Raw genomic sequence first — 20668 nt, forward strand, 5'->3', positions numbered from 1 at the left:
CATCGCAGCATCGGGTCCGCGCCGGCGGTTCTCCCCGTAAGGCCACAAATCACGCGACGGCCGTCGCGATCGATTGCCGGCGTGCCGTCGCAAGTGGCTCAAGGCTCGGCAAGTGCCTTGATTGAAGAGGCTTCGGCGAAGCCGCAGAACTAGGCGCGGACGGAGGTCCTGAACTCGTTGGGTGTCGTCTTTGTCCAGCGCTTGAACGCGTAGCGAAACGCCGCGGGGTCACTGAAGCCCAGCAGGAACGCGATGTTTTCCACGGTCAGGCGGGTGTCGCGCAGATATCTAATGGCCGTCTGTTCGCGCAGATCGTCGATCAGCTCACGATACGAGGTATTCTCTTCCTGCAGCCGTCGCCGTAGCGTCCGCGTGCTGAGGCCGAGCTCGCCGGCCAAGGCATCGGCGTCCGGCGGGGATTCGAGCTTCGCGAGCAGCGCTTGGCGGGCCCTGCCGGCGACGCCCGTGTTCTGTTTCATCTCGGTCAACAATTGATCGCAGATGCGGGCGACCTGAGCGTAGGTGACCGAATTGCCCAGAACCGGTTTCTTGTCGAGCCATTCGGCCTGATACGATAGTCTGTTTTGCGGCTGGTCGTACAAGACCTCGCAGCCGAACTTTTCGGCGAGGCGGGCGTCCGAGGAGGGCCTTTGAGACGTCAATTGGACTTGGCTCAGGCGGAAGTCCGAACCCATGACATCGCGGTGCACGCAAAGAAGCGCGCTGAACTGCAATTCAACAATGAAATTGTGCAGTTCCGTGTCGAGAGATTTGAACGGAAGCACCGTTATGCACCACATCGCCGTCGCATTGCGCTCCTCAAACGTAACGGCCAAGAGTGGAGCGGCCAATTGATAGTATTGAAGTCCAAAGGCGACAGTCTGTCGGAAATCGATCCCGCTCAGCAGCGCGAGGCCGTAGATCCCGAAGGTCGAAACGTGAAATTCTGAACCGGCGTCGAAAGCAAAGCTGGGATTTTGGCTGAGCTTCAGCGCGTTCCTGTAGGACTGGAAGATCTGATTGGCCGATACCCTGGTCTGTGGCGACGTCAGTTCGGCTTCCGAGATGCGGATGTCCTCCAGCGCCGCGTGCAGCGGAACGCCTTCCGCCTTCAGACAATCGACGATCTTGCCGATCTTGAAGACGGAATAGACTTTCTCGTCCGGACCAATTTCAAACATGCCTTCTCCATCGGAGATGATTGGCCGCAATTCGCCGGATGTTGGCCGCCACAGGGCTCCCCTCCTCTACCGCGTTTGGTCATGTTCAGCCACGGGCCGCGTTGCTGCCGGCAGCAGCTGCGTGCGCCGCGCGGCTCCGCCATCTGCCATTTGCGATCATCGCAAGTCCCAGATCGTGACGCTGAATACTGATCCGTATGATGGGGTGAGCGATGACACTGATGCGTCCAGCCAAGGACGATAGATTTCTCCTATCAGCTGATCGGTCGTTGGCATCGCTGTGCAGTCCGGATGCGATCTCCGCTTCGACGCATGCCGTGAACACGAGGGTGGCGGAGGCACTGGCGGCGATCACGCTGCCTGACGGGCTGCCCGCGATGCGCGAGGCTTATGCCCGTGGCGAACTCGGCCTTCCCGCCTCGCCCAAATCGCCCCGCGCCCGGACGACGACGATCGAGGGGCCGGCCGGCCCGATCGGTCTGCGCATCCTGGTGCCCGACGAGGTGCGAGGCGTCTATCTTCACATCCATGGCGGAGGCTGGATCGTCGGCAGCAACGATACCTGGGACGAGCAGCTGGAATATTTCGGCCGGGAGGCCGGTATGGTCGCGGTCAGCCTCGACTATCGCCTGGCCCCCGAGCATCCCGCACCCGCAGCCATCGACGATTGCGTGGCCGTCGCGTCCTGGCTGATCGAGCATGCCGAGCGGGAATTCGGCACGTCTTGGCTGTCGATCGGCGGCGAGTCCGCCGGGTCCAATCTCGCCGTCCTGACGCTGCTTCGGCTTCGGGACGCCGGGAAAGGCGACGCCTTCAGGGCAGCGAGCCTGCTGTACGGCGTCTTCGATCTGTCACTCACCCCCAGCGTGTTTCTGGTCAAGGGCGCACCGTTCATCAGCCTGGAGGCGATGCGGCGGTTCACGGGAGCGTTCGCCGGTGATGTGGACCTGAAGGATCCCGCCATCTCGCCGCTCTATGCCGACCTGCACGACCTGTCCCCGGCGCTGTTCAGCGTCGGATCGGTCGATCCCCTGCTGGACGACAGCTTGTTCATGTTCATGCGCTGGCAGGCGGCAGGCAACCTCGCGCAGCTGGCGGTCTATCCCGGCGGCACGCACGGCTTCAACACGCTCAACGGGGAGCTCGCCGCTGTGGGCAATCGGGGGGTCGCGACGTTCCTGAAGGCGATGCGGACCGAGGCGGCGAGCTGATCGCGGAAGGCGGCGATCAGCTGCCGCTGGCCTTCGCAATCGCAGATCCCGGCGGCCTGAGCGGTAGGCGACCCAATTGCCCAGCACCGGCGTCTTCTCGAGCCATAAGGCCGGGAACGGCAGCCTGTTCTTTGGCGGCCCGCCCAGGACGTTGCAGTCGAACTGTTCGCCAAGCCGCGCACCGGGGAACGTGTGTTGAGTTTGGCCGGATTGAGCCACCGGCCGCTCCGGCTGCCGGCCGCCGTCGCGCAGCGCGGCGCCCCAGCCATTCACGACAATCGCAAATCACAGATCGATGAAGCTGATGGCTCAACCATGGAGATGACAGTGGAGAGAATCGGAAGGGCTCTGATGAGCATGCAGGGCGCCTTGAGGGAAGCGTTCGGCAGTCGTTGGCGGCTGCTGCTGTTTCAGGGTGTGGCGATGCTGATACGCGGCGGCCTGGTGATCGCCGTGCCGGTGGTAGCGAAGATACCCATCGATTTCATGATGGGCTGGCTGTTCCTGATTGGCGGCGTCATCGGCTTGTCCGCGATCCTGTCGACCTACGACGTGCCTGCATTTCGGTGGATCCTGGTGACGGCTGTCCTGTCGGTTGCGGCGGGCATCTTGCTGCTGACGCGCCCGTTGGAGGGAGCCGCGTCGCTGACGATCGTTCTCGTTGTATTGTTCGCCGTCGAGGGTTTCGGTCAGATCGTGACGTCGATCGCCTATCGCAAAGTGATCGCGTTCTCGTGGATATGGATGCTGGTCAGCGGCATCATTGACGTGGCCATGGCTGCGATCATTCTCGCCCTCTGGCCGATCAGCGCGATCTGGATGCTCTGTGTGTTCGTGGGTATCAATCTGTTCACGTCCGGCGCGGCGATCGTGACGGCGGCGCTGGCCGTCCGCTCCTTCGCCGGGGTCGCCGTGCCGGTGCCTGCACCCGCGCGCTTGACGTGACGATGGCGGCGGAAGTGCCCGGGGGATACGCAAGTCCGGTCGGCATGGATGAAGGGCGGCCGCCCCCCTCGACATCCAGATGGTCCCAGGGAAACAGGGCATCGACCGCGACACGTCACGCCGGTCACGAATTCCGCTTCGAGATCGACTCGATCAACTCGCTGACGCCCGACAATCACGGCGGCAACATGGATCTGCCGGACAGGGCCCCGGCAGCGTCACCTATCTGCCCGCCCGCTCCCCCGGCGCGCGGCTGTTCATCGGCGATGCCCATGCCTGCCAGGGCGACGGCGAAGTGTGCGGTGTCGCTGTTGAGTGCGCGACCGCGACGACCATTCGCGTCGATCTCATCAAGGGATGGACCATCGATCGGCCGCGGCTCGAGACCGAATCCCTCCTGATGGCCATCAGCAGCGCGAGGCCACTCGAGGATGCCACCCGGATTACCTATCGCGAACTCATCCGCTGGATGGTCGCGGACTATGGCTTCGAAAAATGGGACGCCTACATGCTGCTCAGCCAATGCGGCATAGCGCGGCTCGGCAACTTCGTCGATCCAAAGTACTCCGTCGGCGCTGCCGTCAAGAAGGCCATTCTCGCGTGAAATGCGAGAGCGCGTGACGCTGGTCCTGCTGCCTCACCCTCACGGGCACCGAGCGACACGGCCAGCGATGGCGCTCTGTTCCCCTCCCCTGGATTGCCGGCAGCTGGAGTTTTCCCGCTTGGATCACGATGGCGCGCCAGGAGCGCCACTGGGCTTATGCAGCTCGATCGGGACGTCGTATCCGATCGCGTTGTGGGGTCTGACCTCGTTGTAGTCTCTTCTCCAAGCCTCCAGCCCTTCGCGGGCGTCTGCGAGTCCACAAACGGCGGGCGTTGAGGCATTCCGCCCTGAGCTCGCTGTTGAACACCTCGATAAAGCCGTTGTCGGTCGGAATCGGCCGGGACAACCTCACGCCCAACCACGTCTGGGACGGGACCGCCGCAAGCCGCGGAAGTGGCCAGTGAAATCGCGCCCTCAAAGACAAAACGTATAACAATATCAATGGGTTAGTTAGTGGCGGAGAGGAAGGGATTCGAACCCTCGAGACGGTTTTAAGCCGTCTACTCCCTTAGCAGGGGAGCGCCTTCGGCCACTCGGCCACCTCTCCGCCGCCCGAGATATCTGACCGAACCGCGTCGAACAAGCGGTTTCTCCGCCCTTCCAGAACTTTCGCCTCCCACCCGCCGCCGGTTCGGGCCGCCGGTCGCCGTGGCGGCAATGGCCCGGCGGCGTCATAGTGGCGGCGGGGATTCGGCCGGCCGCGGGGGCTCTGATGCAGGAAGTTGCTTTGATCGTCGTGTGCCTTGCGATCGGCGTTGTGCTGCGCTGGAGCGGGCGGCTGCCGGAGGGAGCCAACAAGGTGCTGGGCGGCTGGGTGATCAATGTCGCCCTGCCCGCGGCAGCGCTCGACAGCGTGCATGGCCTCACCGTCGACCGGGGCTGGTGGCTCGCCGCCGCGACGCCCTGGCTCGGGATCCTGCTCGCGATCATCGTGCTGGTCCCGCTCTGCCGCATGCTCGGCTGGTCGCGCCAGAGGACCGGCGCCCTGCTCCTCGGCGCGGGCTGGGGCAACACCTCCTTCGTCGGGCTGCCGATGATCGCCGCGTTCGCCGGCGCGCAATGGCTCGGCCTCGGCATCGTCATCGACCTGTTCGGCTCCTATCTCGCGCTATCGACCCTCGGCCTTATCATCGCGGCCGTGGCGAGCGAGGGACGGCTCGACTGGCACGAGGTAGCCCGGCGCATCGTCACCTTCCCGCCCTTCATCGCGATCATCCTGGCGCTCGCCCTCAATGACCTTCCGCGCCCCGAATGGATCAGCCAGATCTTCCATTCGCTCTCCGCCACGCTGACGCCCGTCGCACTGGCTGCGGTCGGCTATGCGCTGCGCCTCGATCGCATCGGCGGGCATGTGGCGCCGCTCGCCGTCGGGCTCGCCTTCCGCCTCCTCGTGGCGCCGCTCGCGATCGTCCTGCTCTACCTGCTGCTCGGGCAGGCGGGCGATGCGACCGCCAAGATCGCCATGCTGGAGATGGCCATGCCGCCCATGCTCGGCGCGAGCATCATCGCGCTCGACCATGATCTCGAGCCCGACCTCGGCGCGCTGCTCATCGGGCTCGGCGTTCCGCTCTCGATGGTCACGATCTGGGCATGGTGGAGCTTCATCGCGAAGCTGTAATGCCCGATGACGATCAAGTCATCCCAAATCGATCATCATCTTGTACAATCTATAATTGATACAGATCGACAGTCATGCGGGAATGTGGCCCACAATAGAACGATTCTGAACTATCACCCTATAAGTTGACATCCATAATCAACTATGTTTCTGGTCTGCCTCCTTCAAGATCGGAGACAGAACATGATCCGGAACACGCTCCTCGGCACCGCCGCTCTCGTTGCGGCCCTTGCGGCCAGCGCCGCCTCGGCAGCCGAGGTCAATGTGTATACGACGCGCGAGCCCGGTCTCATCCAGCCGCTGCTCGATTCTTTCACGGCCAAGACGGGCACCAAGGTCAACACGGTCTTCCTGAAGGACGGTCTCGCCGAGCGCGTTGCGAGCGAAGGCACGAGTTCGCCGGCCGATATCCTGATGACGGTCGATGCCGGCAATCTGGTCGATCTCGTAGAGAAGGGCGTCACGCAGCCGATCGAGTCGACCGTGCTGGTCGAGGCGGTTCCCGCCCAGCTGCGCGATCCCGGCAATCAGTGGTTCGGCCTCTCCTACCGTGCCCGCGTCGTCTATGCGGCCAAGGATCTCGACATCAGCGAGATCACCTATGAGGGCCTCGCCGATCCGAAGTGGAAGGGCAAGATCTGCATCCGCTCGGGCCAGCATCCCTATAATACGGCGCTGTTCGCGGCCTATCTCGCGCATCACGGCGCGGCCGATACCGAAAAGTGGCTGACCGGCCTCAAGGACAATCTGGCGCGCAAGGCCGGCGGCGGCGACCGCGACGGCGCACGCGACATCATGGGCGGCATCTGCGATCTCGCGGTGGCCAATTCCTACTATGTCGGCCTGATGCGCTCCGGCAAGGGCGGCGAGGATCAGGTGAAGTGGGGCGAGGCGATCAAGGTCGTGCTGCCGACCTTCGAGGGCGGCGGTACGCAGGTGAACATTTCGGGCGCCGCGCTGGCCAAGAATGCGCCGAACAAGGCCGAGGCCGTGCAGTTGCTCGAATATCTCGTCTCCGATGACGCGCAGAAGATCTATGCCGAGGCGAACTACGAGTACCCGGTCAAGGCCGGCATCGCCGCCGACCCGCTCATCGCTTCGCTCGGCACGCTCAAGATCGACGACAAGCCACTGACGGAGATTATCGAGAACCGCAAGCAGGCGAGCGAACTGGCCGAGAAGGTCGGGTTCGACAACTGATCCAAGGAACGGGCGGGGATCACTCCCCGCCCCTCCTCCACGCGATGCAGCTCGCCTCCGCCCGCCACACGGCAGGATCAAGACCCGCCCGCGCCGCCAGCCCCTGGCGGCGCGCTGCCATGCTTGTCGCCGCGCTGGTCGCCCTGCCCGTCCTCGGCCTTGCCTCGCAGGCGATCGGCGGCTCGTCGGGCCTTTGGCCTCACCTCGTCGCCAATGTGCTGCCCGTCGCGCTTCGCGATACGCTGATTCTGCTGGCCGGTGTCGCGCTCGTCGCGGGGCTGCTCGGCGTCAGCCTGGCCCGGCTGGTGACGGCCTATGATTTCGTGGGCCGCGGCGTGCTCGAATGGGCGCTGCTGCTGCCGCTGGCGGTGCCGACCTACATCATCGCCTATGCCTATCTGGATCTCCTGCACCCCGTCGGCGCATTTCAGGGCGCCATCCGCGCGCTGCTCGGCTATGCCAGCCCGCGGGACTTCCGGCTGCCCGATATCCGCTCCATGCCGGGCTGCATCGTGCTGCTCGGGCTCGTGCTCTATCCCTATGTGTACCTCACGACGCGGGTGATGCTCCTCACCCAATCGGGCAATCTCATCGATGCGGCGCGCACGCTCGGCGGTTCTCCGCGCGCCGTGTTCTGGCGGGTGACCCTCCCCCTCGCCCGCCCGGCGGTCGCCGTCGGCGTCAGCCTTGCGCTGATGGAAGCTCTCAACGATATCGGCGCTTCGGAATTCCTCGGCGTGCGGACGCTCACGGTCTCGATCTACACGACCTGGGTGACGCGCAGCGACCTGCCCGGCGCGACGCAGATCGCCCTGCTGCTGCTCTTCCTCGTCATCGCGCTGGTCTCGTTCGAGCGCTGGGCGCGGCGACGGCAATCCTTCTCGGCGACGGGCGGACGCAACCGGCCGGCACCGACGATCCGCATCGGCGGCGCCGGGGGCATCGCGCTCTTGCTGCTTGGCAGCCTGCCCGTGCTGCTCGGCTTCGTGGTCCCCGCCGCGCATCTTGTCCGGGAAGCCTGGCGGCGTATCGCCTTCGCCGGGATCTCGCCCCGGCTTGCGGGCGAAGCGGTGAGCACGCTCACCTTTGCCGGGACCGCGACGCTGGTGACGCTGCTGCTCGGCCTCGTCGTCGCGTATGCGAGTCGCCTTGCGCCAGGACGCGGCACGTCCTGGGCGCAGCGTCTCGCGACCATGGGCTATGCGGCGCCGGGAACCGTCGTGGCGATCGGCGTCCTCGTCGTGCTCGGCGCCTTCGACCAGTTGATCGACCGGACGGCGCAGCACTGGCTCGGCGTCTCGACGGGGCTCCTGCTGATGGGCTCGGGTGCGGCGCTCGTCTATGCCTATGTCGTGCGCTTCATGGCGATCTCGACCGGCAGCATCGAGGCCGGCCTCGCGCGCATTCCGCGCTCGCTGGATCATGCCTCGCGGACGCTTGGCCGTACGACGCGGCGCACGCTCGTCGAGATCCACCTGCCGCTCTCGAAGGCCGCGCTGGCGGCGGGCGCGCTGCTGGTGTTCGTCGACTGCGTCAAGGAACTGCCGGCGACGCTGCTGCTGCGTCCGCTCAATGTCGAGACCTTCGCGACGCATCTCTATGGCGAGGCGGCACGCGGCACCTATGAGGAAGCGTCGATCGCCGCGCTTGCTATCGTCGCCGTGGGATTGCTGCCAGTGATCGTGCTCGCGCGGGTCGGCCGCACCCGCATGCCGAAGCAGCGCAGCGCGTCGTGACGCAAGGTCGACGCGCCGCCCTTGTCCGGGCGGCGCAAACCGATCAGGCGGCGTCGGCGTGGATGAGCTGCATGATGCCTTCGCTCATCGCGCCATAGTCGCGCGTATTGGTGATCTCGCCGCTGATCCGGTAGTCGTTCATGACGACGATGCGGTCGGCCAGCGTGATCATTTCCGGCATGTCGGAAGTGATGAGCAGGATCGGCGTCCCCGCCTCAGAGAGATCGCGCAGGAGCTGGTGCAGATAGGCCTTGCTCTTGATGTCGATGCCGACGGTCGGCTCGTCGACGATCAGGAGCTGCGTGCCCGCGGCGAGCCATTTGGCGACGGAGATCTTCTGCTGGTTGCCGCCTGAGAGATTGCCGACCGTCTGCTCGAGCGACGGCGTCTTGACCTCAAGCTTGTTGATGAACGGCAGCACCTTGGTGCGGACCGTCCGGTCGGTCAGGAATCCGAGGCGGCTCGCGAGCTTGCGCCAGACTGCGATGCCGGCATTCTCCAGGACCGAATGCATGAGGATGAGCCCCTCCTGCTTGCGGTCCTCGCTGACATAGCCGAGCCGGTGCTGGTGGATCGCCTCGGAGACGCTGGCGATCCGGACCGGCTTGCCGCCCAGCTTCATCGTGCCGGCCGTGATGGCGAAGGCGCCCATGATCGACTTGGCGAGCTCGGTGCGGCCGGCGCCGACGAGGCCGTAGAGCCCGACGATTTCGCCGTCGCGCACCGTGAGGTTCACGTCGCGATGGCCGATCGCGGTCGAGACGCCGGAAAGCTCCAGCACCGCCGGCTTGCCGATCGAATCGCGCTCCGGCCATTCGGGGATCTGCTCGCTGCGGCCAATCATCAGGCGGACGAGGTCCTGCCGCCCGACGCCGGCCATGGAGCGGCTCTCGCAGGCATTGTTGCCATCGCGCAGCACCGTCACCGTGTCGCAGATCGCCACGACCTCTTCCAGCTTGTGGCTGACGAAGATGATGCTGGCGCCATCGTCGCGCAGGCGGCGGAGCAGGCCGAACAGCACGTCGGCCTCATGCGGCGAGAGCGACGCCGTCGGCTCGTCGAGAAGGAGCACCTTGGAGCGCTGCGACAGCGCCTTGGCGATCTCCACGAGCTGCATCTTGGCGACGGAAAGCTGCGACACCGGCGTCGACGGATCGATGTCGAGATCGAGCATCTTCAGCCAGCGCCGCGCCTCGGCATTGATCGTCGCATAGTCGATGCGCTTCAGGGGATGGGCCGAGTTCGCTTCGAGTGCGATGTTCTCGCCGACCGAGAAGCGCGGGATGAGGTTGCGCTCCTGCGGGACGAAGCCGATGCCGGCGCCCATCGCATCGCGCGCGCCGGAGAAGCGTACGTTCTTGCCGTCGAGAAACAGCTCGCCGCCATCCGGGCGATAGACGCCCGTGATGATCTTGATGAGCGTCGACTTGCCGGCACCGTTCTCGCCGAGCAGCGCGTGGATCGACCCCTTGGTGAGGGTGATCGACACATTCTCCAGCGCCTTGACGCCCGGGAAATACTTGCTGACGCCGCGCGCCTCGAAGACCACCTCGGCCATGCTCAGCTCCTCTTCAGCGAACGCTGGACGCGCACTTCGCGCCAGCGATTGACCCCGACCGCCCAGAGGATCAGGCCGCCGAGCACGACCTGCACCAGGAAGGGATCGATATGGAACAGCACGAGGGCCTGCGTGATGATCGCGACGATCGCGACGCCGAGCAGCGTCGCGGTCACGCTGACATGGCCGCCGGACAGTACGGCGCCGCCGATCACCGGCGCGGCGAAGGAGAGGATCAGCCAATCATCGCCAATGGTGGGCTGGCCGATCTGCAGGCGGGCGACAAGCGCGATGCCGGCGAGTGCGGCGAGAACGCCCGAAATCGCATGGGCCGCGATGACGGTCCGCGGCACGGAAATGCCCGAGAGTGCCGAGGCGTGCTCATTGCCGCCCACAGCGAGGATCTGGCGGCCGAGCGACAGGCGGTTCAGCAGGTACCAGGTCGCGACGAAGACGATCGCGCAGGGAATGAGCAGCCAGGGCAACGGCCCCAGGAAGGTCGTGTTGCCGAAGGCCTTCACGCTTTCCGGCACACCATAGAAGGGCTGCGCGCGGGTGATGCCGAGATTGATGCCCTTGAAGATCGACAGGCTCGCCAGCGTGATGACGAAGGCGGAGATCCCGGTCCAGGCGATAAAGAAGCCGTTCAGCACGCCGCCGATCAGGCCGATGCAGATCGCGAGGATCGCGGCGAGCGGGGCCGGCACGCCCCAGACCTCCATGAGACCCGCGAACGAAATCGCCGCCAGGCCGCCAATGGCGCCGACCGAGAGGTTCATCTGACCGATCGCGATGATGATCATCTGCGAGAAGGCGATGAGCCCGTTGATGCAGAGCGCGAGCAGCAGCACCTGGACGTTCAGCGGCGACAGAAAGGACGGGCTGAACGCGGCCATGCCGATGACGGCGACGAGGGTAACGAGCAGCGGGCCGAACCAGTCGGCGCGGACGAGACGATCCATCTCAGGCCACCTTCAGATGCGCGAGGTAGGAACGCCGCGCCTTGTCGACGAGGACGGCGAACAGCAGCAGCACGCCGAGGCAGGCCTGCACCCAGAACTCGCCGACGCGCAGCAGCAGCAGGCCATTGGTCAGCATGGTGACCAGGATGGCGCCGAGGAAGGTGCCGAGCGGCGAGGCGCGGCCGCCCGAAAGCAGCGTTCCGCCGAGAACCGGTCCGAGGAAGGCCGGCAGCAGCCAGTCCTGGCCGAGCTGTCCTGCCATGGACGGGATCGCGGCGCCGTTGCGCGCCATGACGAGCAGGGCCGTGAGCGCGGCGAGCGAGCCCGACAGCATATGGCAGAGGATGATCGTACGGCCGACCGGCACGCCCGACAGCGCTGCCGCCTCGGGCTTCGCGCCGGCGGCGAGCATCTCGCGGCCCACCACGGTGTAGCGATACATGATCGAGAGAAGCACGCCGACAAGGGCGGCGACGATCAGCAGCGGCGACACGAAACCGAAGAGACGCGCGGTGCCGAAGGCGGAGAAGATCGGCGGCAGGCCGCGGAAGGATTCAGCGCGGGTCAGGAACACCATGGCGCCGAAGAAGATGCTCATCGTCGCGAGCGTGATGATGAAGCTGTGCAGCCCGGAGCGCACCACGGCGAAGCCGTTGATGAAGCCGAGGCCGGCGCCCAGCGCCAGGCCGAGCAGGATCGCCAACGGCCAGGGCAGGCCGAGCACCTGGATCAGGAAGCCGCAGAACATCGCGCCGCAGACGCCGATCGCGCCGACGGCGAGGTTGAGCCCGCCGGTGACGATGACGACCATCATCGCGAAACCGATCATCACGTTCACGGCCGCGACGCGGCCGAGCGCGAACAGGTTGAACGGGGAGAAGAAGTTCTTGGCGAGCAGCGCGAAGATCAACCCGAACACGACGATCAGGCAGATCAGCCCGAACTCGTTGGTCAGATAGAAGCGCGGATTGCCGCTCACCCTGCCGCCGGACGGGCTCGCGGGGGTCGGCGTCGCGGAGTGACTGTCGATGGACATTCTCGGGGGCTTCCACCGTCGCTCGGGGGATCTGTCCCGAAGAGGGGCTCCGGGATCATAGGGACGGCGGGCCGATTGGCCCGCCGCGTGGTCTCACATATCAGGATTTGCGACTTACTGCGCGCAGTCGAGATAGGTCTTCTCGAAGTTGGCGAAGAGGTCCTTGGTGATGCCCTGCATGGCCGTCACATAGGTGTCGACCTGCGCGGCATCGACGAAGACGGTGCCCGAATCGATGAACTTCGTCGTCAGCGCGTTGCTCTTGAACGGCGCATCCGCCTTCACCTTGCAGCCGGTGCGCAGCTTGTCGGCCGCGAACGAACCGATATAGCCCTGGCCATAGGGGTTCTGGAGCATGGTGCCGTCGACATAGCCGTCCTTGATGGCCTTCAGCACGACCTCGTCATGGTCGATGCCGACCATCTTGATACGCTTGTCGCCGATCTTGCGCAGCGCGTTCGAGGCGACCACGGCCGGCACCCAGGCCGTCGTGATGATGCCGTCGACTTCGCCGGCATGGGCCGCGAGATAGGCGTTGATCTTCTCTTCCGCCGGCTCCGGAGCATCGATGTCGGCGATGACCTGCACGACCTCGGCGCCCTCTTCCTTCGCGGCCTTCTCGACGGCGTCGATACGGAGCTGCGTGTTCGGGTCGACGAGGAAGCCGGTGAAGTGCGCAATGCGCTTCTTGCCGCCCATCGCCTTCAAGAGTTCCTTGGTGCCGAGATAGGCCGAGTGGCCCGTGTCGGTGCCGAGGCAGAAGGCTGCCGGTGACGGATCCTTGAGGCAGCCCGCGAGCGCGATCACCGGCGCGCCGGCCGAGGTGAGCTCGTTGGCCGTCGAGACCGAACCGACCGGATCGCCCGGGAAGATCAGGAACGCGTTGTAGCCCTGCGTCAGCAGGCTCTCGAGCAGCTCGTTCTGCGCGCTGAGCTCCCACTTCGGCGGGACCTTGTAGTCGGCGGCGGCGAGACCGAAGTCCTTCGCGGCGTCCTTGCCGGCCTGCTCCCAGGCGGTGAAATAGGGGTGCGGTCCGCCCGGAACCAGGGCGACCTGCGTGTCCGAGGCGAAGGCGGAGCCCGCCAGCAGCATCGTGGCCGCCGCGGCAAGGGCAATTTTCTTGGAAATCGACATCTGAGGCATTCCTCCCGAGCGAGTGATTGTCACGCGAGCGTTCCAGCTCCCGGCTTGCGTAACCGACAAGGACCCTAGTATACAAGAATATGTAACGCAACAGGCTTCCCAACCGCGAGCGTCCTGCCGACCGACATGACTGCTGCGACCGCCACCCCCACCGCGAAAGCCGAAACCGACCCGCTCGGCTTCGATTTCGTGCTCGATCGGCGGCACCCCGTGGCCGACCAGATCTATGATTCCCTGAAGGCGGCGATCGTCCAGGTGAAACTGCTGCCGCGCACGTCGATCAGCGAGAGCCGGATGTGCCGGCACTTCGGCGTATCGCGCACCCCGGTCCGGGCCGCAATCCTGCGCCTTTCGGAAGAAGGTCTGATAGACGTCTATCCACAACAGGGCAGCTATGTCGCGCCGATCCGCCTCGCGGATATCCATGACGGCCACTTCATCCGCAAGTCGCTGGAACTCTCGATTCTGACCGAAGCCGCCGCGCGCTGGACTCCGGAGATGAGCCGGCAGGCCCGCGACATCGTTGCACGCGGCGAGGCGGCAATTCAGGCCGGCGACGTCGAGGCGTTCCACGTCGCAGACGAAGATTTTCATCACGCCTTCACGGGCTTTGCGGATCGACCCGGCGTGTGGCCCGCCATTCTGCAGGCCAAGACCCGCCTCTCCCGCTTCATCCGCCTGATCAGCCACATCATCAGCAATGCCGAACGCCTGCCGGTCGTCATCGACGAGCATCTGGCCGTGCTCGATGCGCTCGACCGCGGCGACGCCGAAGAAGCGAGGGCGCGGCTCGACTATCACCTCGACAAGATCTTCAAGCTCTTCGACCAGGTGCCCGACCCGTATCGGCCCTATCTCACGGACTGAACCCCACATGCGAGGGCCGGCCATGCCCCCTCGTTCCGAGACGATCCCTCGCCCGACGGGCCATGCGCGCGCCGCGCAGTGGGATCCAGCCCAAAGGAGGACATCATGAGCGCCCATCAGACGATCGCCCTGGTTACGGGGGCGGCGGGCGGCATCGGTGCGTCGATCGCCCGCAAGCTGGCCGACCTCGGCTGCCGCGTCCTCCTCGTCGACATCGCGCCCGAGCCGCTCGAAAAGCTCGCGGCGGAACTGCCGGGCGGCGCGGAAGCGGTCGTGCTCGATCTCTCCGACACCGCCGCCGTCGAGGCCGCCATCGAACAGCTCACGACCCGCTTCGGCGGGATCGACGTGCTGGTCAACAATGCCGGCATCCTCTCCAACAACAAGATCGCCACGACCTCGATGGATGAGTGGCATCGCGTGACCGCGATCAATGTCGACGCTGCCTTCGTGCTGTCGCGCGGCGTGCTGCCCGGCATGCGCGCGAAGCGCTGGGGCCGGATCGTGAATATCTCGTCCTACGCGGCGAAGTCCGGCGGCCTGACCGCGGGCACGGCCTATTCCGTGTCCAAGGCCTCCATGATCGGGCTCACCTTCTCGATCGCCCGCGAGACGGCGGCCGAGGGCATCACCGCCAATGCAATCGCGCCGGCCTATGTGATGTCGCGCATGATCTCGGAGCAGCTGACCGAGGAACAGCGCCAGCGCCAGCTCGCCCAGATCCCGGTCGGCCGCTTCTGCGAGCCGGAAGAGGTCGCCCATGCGGTCGGCTTTCTCGTCTCGCCGCTGGCCGGCTTCATCACCGGCGAGGTCATCGATATGAATGGTGGCCTGCACTTCGACTGAAGCCGCCGCGGCCCGCCCGCATGACGCCCTGACGCCCCATCGCAGCCGAGCCCATGACCGACCATCTCGACAACGCTCACCTCGCCGCCCTCCCCGCCTCCATCGACCGTCCGCTCTATGACCGGGCGGCGATCACGCCGGGCATCGTTCATCTCGGTCTCGGCGCGTTCCATCGCGGGCATCAGGCCGTGGCGGTCGACGATTGCCTCGCCGCCGGCGCGACCGACTGGGGCATCGTGGCAGCATCGCTGCGCAGCCCCGACACGCGCGACGCGCTGAAGCCCCAGGACGGGCTCTACACGGTCGTCGATCGCGATTCGGACGGCGACCGGTTCCGCGTGATCGGCGCCATCCTCGATGTGCTCGTCGCCCCCGAGGATCCGGCCGCGCTGGTGCGGCGCATGGCCGATCCTGCGACGCGGATCGTCTCGCTCACCGTCACCGAGAAGGGCTATACGCGCCGCTCGGACGGGACGCTGGACGAGGATCATCCCGACATCCGGCACGATCTCGCCAACCTCTCGGCGCCGCGCTCGACGCTCGGCTTTCTCGCTGCGGCGCTGGAAGCCCGCCGGGCTGCCGGCATCGCGCCGTTCACGCTCCTGTCCTGCGACAACCTCCCGGCGAATGGCGCGACGCTGAAGGGCCTGCTCACCCGTTTCGCCGCGCTGCGCTCCGACGCGTTCGGCGCCTATGTCCGCGATCACGTCGCCTGCCCGTCCACCATGGTCGACCGCATCGTGCCGGCGACGACCGATGGCGATCGCGATCTCGTCGCCGCGGCGCTCGGCGTGCGCGACGCCTGGCCGATCGTGACGGAGCCCTATTTCTCCTGGGTGATCGAGGACGATTTCCCGCTCGGCCGGCCGGACATTCGCACCCCCGGCGTCGTGTTCGTCGAGGACGTCGCTCCTTTTGAGCTGATGAAGCTGCGCCTCCTCAACGGCGCCCATTCCGCCCTCGCCTATTCGGGGCTGCTGCTCGGCCACGACAATGTCGCCGCCGCGTTCCACGATCCCGACGCGCGCGCCTATGTCGATGTGCTGTGGTCCGAGAGCGCGGCGACGCTGCCGGATGCCGGTCTCGACAGCGACGAGTATTGCCGCCGTCTCGCGATCCGCTTCGGCAATCGGGCGCTGCGGCACAAGCTCGACCAGATCGGGACGGACGGATCGGAGAAGCTGCCGCAGCGCATCGCGATGCCCCTCGCCGAGAACCTCGCCGCCGGCCGCCCGGCGCGCGCCGAGGCGGCCGCGATCGCCTTCTGGATCGCGGCGCTGGAGCGGCGCGGCGCGGGCGCCTTCGCCTTCACCGATCCGAGGCTCGACCGCCTGACGGCCCTTGCCGTCAATCCGGACGCGGAGGCCGCGGCCGGAGATATCCTTGCTCTGCTCGGACTCGGCACTCAGCTCGAAGCCGCGCGCGCCCTCGTCGCCCCGACACTCCGGGACATCCGCAGCGATGGTGTCCGCGAGGTCATGAGGCGGCTGGTCCGCGGAGGCTGATCGCCGTTCAGTGGACGGCGAAGGCCTCGTGGAAGTGAACCTCGCCCTTGGGCTCGCCGTCATGGAAGGCGAGCCGCTGCAGATAGGGCGGCGGCACGTCGCCGAGGCGCAGCTCCGGATCATGCACGAAGCCGAACCGGCCGTAATAGGCGGGATCGCCGACCAGCACGCAGCCGGCAGCGCCGCGCTCGTGGATCTGCCGCAGGCCCTCGCGCATCAGCGCGCTGCCGATTCCCGCGCGCTGCCGGTCAGGCCGCACCGAGATCGGGCCGATTCCGAACCAGTCGCCCACGGCCGCGTCGATATGCACAGGAGAGAACGCGACATGGCCGACGATCTCTCCCTTCTCTGTTGCGACGAGCGACAGGGCGAGCGCGCCCGCGTCCCGCAGCGCATCGATGATCGCGGCCTCCGTGCCGGCGCTGACCGGCGCGCTGGCGAAGGCCGTGTTGGTCAACGCCCGGATCACAGCGGCGTCCTGCGGCGTTTCGGGGCGTATCGTGAGCATGGCGGCGTTCCTCTCCCGGGCGTGCGTCTTCGGAAAAAGCCTCGTCTCACCCGGGCTGCCCCTTGTCCAGCGAAGGCGCTCTCAGCGCCGTCACGGGACCTTTCCCACGACTAGACATACGCAGTCGTATACCAATTGGAACCGAAAAGGCGTTGCGTCCGGACCACCCCTCCTTAGTCTGGAACGAAACTAAGATAAGCCAGGAAACGACAGGAACGGGCATGGAGCTCTCGGCGATTGCGGCCGTCATTCAGCACACCAACGTCTCGCCGACCGCGACGGACGGCGACATTCGCCGCCTGTGCGAGGATGCGCGCGAGTTCGCCTTCAACGGCGTGATGGTGCAGCCCTGCTGGATCGGTCTCTGCCGCAGCCTGCTGCAAGGCACGTCGATCAAGGTCTGCTCGGCGATGGCCTATCCGATGGGCGGCTCGCTGACGCGCAGCAAGGTGGCCGAGATGCGCCATCTCGTCGAGGAAGGCGTCGACGAGGTCGATTTCATGCCCAATCTCGGGCTGCTGCTCTCCGGCGAGGAAGCTGGCTTCATCGACGAGATCCAGCAGATCGTCGCGGCAGCCGCGGGACGGCCTGTCAAGGCGATGCTGGAGCTTGAGACCTTGTCGCCGGATGAGCGGCGCGCCGCGGTGCTCGCCGCCGAGGCTGCCGGCTGCACCTATGTCAAGAATTCGTCCGGCTGGGGCATCGGCGGCAAGGCGACGGCCGAGCTGATCCGCTTCATGTCGGCGACCGCCACATCCGCCAAGGTCAAGGCCTCCGGCGGCATTCGCTCGAAGCAGGATGCCGAGGACATCCTGGCGGCGGGCGCGGTGCTGCTCGGCACGAGCGCCGGCCCGGCCATCATGCGCGGAGGAGCCGGCAACAGGGCCTATTGATAGGCCGCCCGGGTCTCCTGAGGAGAGGCTCGGACAGACGGAAGGAGAGTGCGTTGAGGGGGGAGCCATGCGCAGCGTCGAGACAATCGAAATCCGACCTATGAACGCGGCGCACCAGACCGGTACGCCGATCTACAAGCAGGTCGCGATGCACATCATTTCGGAGATTTCGGCGCATGAGGCGAAGGCCGGCGCGCGCCTGCCCTCCGAAGACGCGCTGTCGGAACTCTTCGGCGTGACGCGCACCACCGTGCGCCGCTCCATCGGCGATCTCGTGCAGAAGGGCCTGCTCACCAAGGTCCATGGCGGCGGCACCTTCTTCCGCGGCACCTCGGTGATCGAGCAGCCGCTGGCCAGCTCGTTCATCTCGTTCTCCGAGGCGCTCGACGACCTCAACCTCAATTTCGAGACCAGCGTCATCGAGGCGCGCCGCATCAACCGCCCGAGCGAGACCGTCCGCACGCGGCTGGAGCAGGATGGCCCGGTTCACTTCCTGCGTCGCCTGCGCAGCGTCGACGAGCGGCCGGTCATGCTGGTCGACACCTATGTGCCGGTGCGGGAATTTCCCAACCTGCTCGATCATGACTTCAGCCACTGCCGGCTGTTCGCGGTCTTCGCCAAGGACTATGGCGTCGAGGTCTCGCACGGCACGCGCACCTTTTCCGCCATCGCCGCGACAGCGGAGATCGCGCGCTTTCTGGGCGTCAGCGTGAGCGACCCCCTGCTCTACGCCGAACAGACGGCGCGCCGCTCCGACGAGCGCCCGGTCGAGATTTCCAACATCTGGTTCTCCGGCCGCCACTTCAAACTCATTGCCAATCTTTCCCGTCCCAAGAACGAATAGGCCCCACGACCGATGATCACGGTTCCCCACGCCGATATCGTCGTCTTCGCAAGCTATCTGGTCGGCCACTCCGTGGTCGTCGATCGCTTTCCCGACGGCGGACAGACACTCACCGGACGGGACTATGCCAAGGGTCCCGGCGGCAAAGGCTCCAACCAGGCGATCCAGGCCGCGCGCATGGGCGCGTCGGTCTCGATCATCGCCTCGATCGGCCGCGACTCCGACGGCGACGAGGCGATGGCGCTCTGGGAGGGCGAAGGCGTCCGCACGGCCGACGTCGTGCGCAGCGCCGACGTGCCGACCGGCGTCGGCTTCATCCAGATCAATGCCGAGGGCGAGAACACCATCGTCATCGACCTCGGCGCGACCGGGCTGATGACGCCTTCTTTCATCCGCGCCAATGCCGCGGCCGCCAAGGGCGCCAAGATTGTCATGGCGCAGAGCGAGTTCCCTGCAGCCGGCGCGCTCGAGGCGATGGCCGTCGGGCGCGAGATCGGCGCGCTCACGATCCTCAATCCGGCGCCGATGGACGCGTTCCTCTGCGAGGCCGACCTCTCCAATGTCGATCTGATCACGCCGAACGAGGGCGAGGCCGAGGCGCTGGTGCATGGCGGCTCCGTCGAAGCCAATGGCCGCGCGCTGGCTGCCCGGGTTCGCAAGGCGGCCGTGATCACGGCCGGCTCGGACGGCGCCTACTGGTTCCTGCCCGACGGCACGAGCGGTCACGCCCCGGCGCGGCGCGTCGATGTCGTCGACACGACCGGCGCGGGCGATGCGTTCAACGGCATTCTCGCCGCGGGTCTGGTGCGCGGGCTGCCGCTCGACGAGGCGATCCGCCTCGCCAGCCAGGGCGCCAGCCTCGCGTGCACCAAGCGCGAGGTGATTCCGAGCCTTCCCTATCACGCCGATCTGATGGAGGCCGCCCGATGAGCGCCGTTTCCGGAGCGAGCCGCCCGCAATCCCCGTCGGCCCTGCGCAAGGGCTTTGCGCGCCTGCTGCGTTCGCGCGAGCTCGGTGTGTTCGTGCCGCTGCTGCTGATCTCGATCTTCTTCGCCTATCAGTCGCCGGTCTTCCTGACCGAGCAGAACCTGCTCAACCTGCTCCGGCAGATCTCGCTGCTCGGCGTGATGGCCATCGGCGCCACCTTCGTGCTGATCGCCTCGGAGGTCGACCTGTCGGTCGGCTCCGTCTACGGCCTCTCCGGCATCGTGACCGGCCTGCTGATCACCAGCGGCGTTTCCGACTATGCAGCGCTCGGCGCGATCCTGGTGCTCGGCTTCCTGATCGGCACGGCCAACGGCCTCGTCACGGTCTATGGACGTATCCCGTCCTTCATCGCGACGCTCGGCTCGCTCTATCTGATCCGCGGCCTGACGCTCGTGATCACGGGCGGCCAGCCGGTGACGCTCGAATTCGACGCCAATGCCGATTTCCTGCGCTACATCGCCCAGGGGATCGTCTTCGGGAAGGTGTCGATGCAGGTGGTGATCCTCGCGGTCGCGGCGATCATCGGCTATGTGCTGCTGCACCGCTCGCGCTTCGGCTTCGAGATCTTCGCGGTCGGCGGCAATGAGAAGGCTGCGCAGGTCATCGGTATCCGGACGGGCAAGGTGAAGATCCTCGCCTTCGGCATCGCGAGCCTGACCGGCGCACTCTGCGGCGCCGTCAATTTCGGCTTCATCGAAAGTGTCCAGCCGACCAATGGCCAGGGCCTGGAGCTCGACGTCATCGCGGCCGTCATCATCGGCGGCACGCGCCTCGGCGGCGGCCAGGGCTCGATCCTCGGCACGCTGCTCGGCGTGCTGCTGATCGGCGTGCTGCGCAACGGCCTCGTCCTGCTCGGCGTCTCGGCCTTCTGGCAGACGGCAACGATCGGCGCCGTGGTGATCCTGGCTGCGCTCGCAAGCGCCACACTCAATCGCAAGCGCGCCTGACGCGCCCCGCGCAATCTCGCATGACGGTGCGGCCGGGGATATGCCCCGCTGCACCGGGAAGGATTGTCGCCCGGGGG

18 protein-coding genes, 1 tRNA gene and 2 pseudogenes are annotated in these 20668 nt (G+C 66.3%); 13 read left to right on the forward strand and 8 right to left on the reverse strand.

Annotated features, from left to right (window positions below):
- Positions 1 to 149 precede the first annotated feature (149 nt).
- On the reverse strand, positions 150 to 1181 hold the full coding sequence (locus tag GGR25_RS04075) for an AraC family transcriptional regulator (protein WP_183397415.1): 1032 nt from the start codon (positions 1179 to 1181) through the stop codon (positions 150 to 152).
- A 212-nt stretch (positions 1182 to 1393) separates the two neighbouring features.
- On the opposite strand from GGR25_RS04075, the gene GGR25_RS04080 reads away from it, so the two are divergent.
- The 3 genes and pseudogenes from GGR25_RS04080 to GGR25_RS04090 form a co-directional block, all read left to right on the forward strand.
- Positions 1394 to 2392 (forward strand): alpha/beta hydrolase, encoded by a 999-nt coding sequence (locus tag GGR25_RS04080; RefSeq protein ID WP_210299792.1) that lies wholly within the window; start codon positions 1394 to 1396, stop codon positions 2390 to 2392.
- Between the two features lie 195 nt (positions 2393 to 2587).
- Complete coding sequence (locus tag GGR25_RS04085; RefSeq protein WP_183397416.1) at positions 2588 to 3337, forward strand: HdeD family acid-resistance protein; 750 nt, start codon at positions 2588 to 2590, stop codon at positions 3335 to 3337.
- Positions 3338 to 3477: 140 nt separating this feature from the next.
- Positions 3478 to 3941 (forward strand): annotated as a pseudogene (locus GGR25_RS04090) (acetamidase/formamidase family protein); the annotation flags it as partial.
- Between the two features lie 123 nt (positions 3942 to 4064).
- Here the strand turns inward: GGR25_RS04090 and GGR25_RS04095 are convergent.
- A pseudogene (locus GGR25_RS04095) lies at positions 4065 to 4284 on the reverse strand (integrase core domain-containing protein); the annotation flags it as partial.
- Between the two features lie 111 nt (positions 4285 to 4395).
- A tRNA-Ser gene (locus tag GGR25_RS04100) sits at positions 4396 to 4488 on the reverse strand.
- A gap of 165 nt (positions 4489 to 4653) precedes the next feature.
- On the opposite strand from GGR25_RS04100, the gene GGR25_RS04105 reads away from it, so the two are divergent.
- The 3 genes from GGR25_RS04105 to GGR25_RS04115 all read left to right on the forward strand — a co-directional run bounded on the left by GGR25_RS04105 (position 4654) and on the right by GGR25_RS04115 (position 8495).
- Positions 4654 to 5559 (forward strand): AEC family transporter, encoded by a 906-nt coding sequence (locus GGR25_RS04105; RefSeq protein ID WP_183397417.1) that lies wholly within the window; start codon positions 4654 to 4656, stop codon positions 5557 to 5559.
- A 183-nt stretch (positions 5560 to 5742) separates the two neighbouring features.
- A complete protein-coding gene (locus tag GGR25_RS04110) occupies positions 5743 to 6759 on the forward strand; it encodes a Fe(3+) ABC transporter substrate-binding protein (RefSeq protein ID WP_183397418.1) in 1017 nt (338 codons plus the stop codon).
- 119 nt (positions 6760 to 6878) lie between these two features.
- Positions 6879 to 8495: an ABC transporter permease gene (locus tag GGR25_RS04115; RefSeq protein WP_246409177.1), complete on the forward strand. Its 1617-nt coding sequence runs from the start codon at positions 6879 to 6881 to the stop codon at positions 8493 to 8495.
- A gap of 43 nt (positions 8496 to 8538) precedes the next feature.
- Here GGR25_RS04115 and GGR25_RS04120 read toward each other — a convergent pair whose 3' ends face one another.
- The 4 genes from GGR25_RS04120 to GGR25_RS04135 form a co-directional block, all read right to left on the reverse strand.
- Positions 8539 to 10053 carry a sugar ABC transporter ATP-binding protein gene (locus tag GGR25_RS04120; protein ID WP_183397420.1) on the reverse strand — a complete coding sequence of 505 codons (1515 nt, stop codon included), beginning with the start codon at positions 10051 to 10053 and terminating at the stop codon, positions 8539 to 8541.
- Positions 10054 to 10055: 2 nt separating this feature from the next.
- Positions 10056 to 11015, reverse strand: coding sequence for an ABC transporter permease (locus GGR25_RS04125; RefSeq protein ID WP_183397421.1), 960 nt, complete (start codon positions 11013 to 11015; stop codon positions 10056 to 10058).
- A 1-nt stretch (position 11016) separates the two neighbouring features.
- A complete protein-coding gene (locus GGR25_RS04130) occupies positions 11017 to 12051 on the reverse strand; it encodes an ABC transporter permease (RefSeq protein WP_183397422.1) in 1035 nt (344 codons plus the stop codon).
- Positions 12052 to 12165: 114 nt separating this feature from the next.
- Positions 12166 to 13143, reverse strand: a complete 978-nt coding sequence (locus GGR25_RS04135; RefSeq protein ID WP_380147070.1) for a sugar ABC transporter substrate-binding protein — start codon at positions 13141 to 13143, stop codon at positions 12166 to 12168.
- Positions 13144 to 13320: 177 nt separating this feature from the next.
- Between GGR25_RS04135 and GGR25_RS04140 the strand changes: the two genes are divergently transcribed.
- The 3 genes from GGR25_RS04140 (at position 13321) to GGR25_RS04150 (ending at position 16412) form a co-directional block, all read left to right on the forward strand.
- Positions 13321 to 14061 (forward strand): GntR family transcriptional regulator, encoded by a 741-nt coding sequence (locus tag GGR25_RS04140; RefSeq protein ID WP_183397424.1) that lies wholly within the window; start codon positions 13321 to 13323, stop codon positions 14059 to 14061.
- 105 nt (positions 14062 to 14166) lie between these two features.
- Complete coding sequence (locus tag GGR25_RS04145) at positions 14167 to 14907, forward strand: SDR family NAD(P)-dependent oxidoreductase (RefSeq protein ID WP_183397425.1); 741 nt, start codon at positions 14167 to 14169, stop codon at positions 14905 to 14907.
- A 53-nt stretch (positions 14908 to 14960) separates the two neighbouring features.
- Positions 14961 to 16412, forward strand: a complete 1452-nt coding sequence (locus GGR25_RS04150; protein WP_183397426.1) for a mannitol dehydrogenase family protein — start codon at positions 14961 to 14963, stop codon at positions 16410 to 16412.
- Between the two features lie 7 nt (positions 16413 to 16419).
- Here GGR25_RS04150 and GGR25_RS04155 read toward each other — a convergent pair whose 3' ends face one another.
- A complete protein-coding gene (locus GGR25_RS04155; protein ID WP_183397427.1) occupies positions 16420 to 16920 on the reverse strand; it encodes a GNAT family N-acetyltransferase in 501 nt (166 codons plus the stop codon).
- 221 nt (positions 16921 to 17141) lie between these two features.
- On the opposite strand from GGR25_RS04155, the gene deoC reads away from it, so the two are divergent.
- The 4 genes from deoC to GGR25_RS04175 all read left to right on the forward strand — a co-directional run bounded on the left by deoC (position 17142) and on the right by GGR25_RS04175 (position 20591).
- Entirely contained in the window at positions 17142 to 17813 is a 672-nt protein-coding gene (gene deoC / locus GGR25_RS04160; RefSeq protein ID WP_183397428.1) for a deoxyribose-phosphate aldolase, read from the forward strand.
- A gap of 100 nt (positions 17814 to 17913) precedes the next feature.
- Entirely contained in the window at positions 17914 to 18657 is a 744-nt protein-coding gene (locus GGR25_RS04165) for a GntR family transcriptional regulator (RefSeq protein WP_183397429.1), read from the forward strand.
- Between the two features lie 12 nt (positions 18658 to 18669).
- A complete protein-coding gene (locus GGR25_RS04170) occupies positions 18670 to 19587 on the forward strand; it encodes a ribokinase (RefSeq protein WP_183397430.1) in 918 nt (305 codons plus the stop codon).
- The gene (locus GGR25_RS04175) at positions 19584 to 20591 is read left to right on the forward strand and encodes an ABC transporter permease (protein WP_183397431.1); all 1008 of its coding nucleotides are present in this window, start codon (positions 19584 to 19586) and stop codon (positions 20589 to 20591) included. The genes GGR25_RS04170 and GGR25_RS04175 overlap by 4 nt, the downstream gene beginning before the upstream one ends.
- The last annotated feature ends 77 nt before the right edge of the window (positions 20592 to 20668 follow it).

The sequence above is a fragment of the Kaistia hirudinis genome (assembly GCF_014196455.1).
In the GTDB taxonomy this organism is placed as follows: domain Bacteria; phylum Pseudomonadota; class Alphaproteobacteria; order Rhizobiales; family Kaistiaceae; genus Kaistia; species Kaistia hirudinis.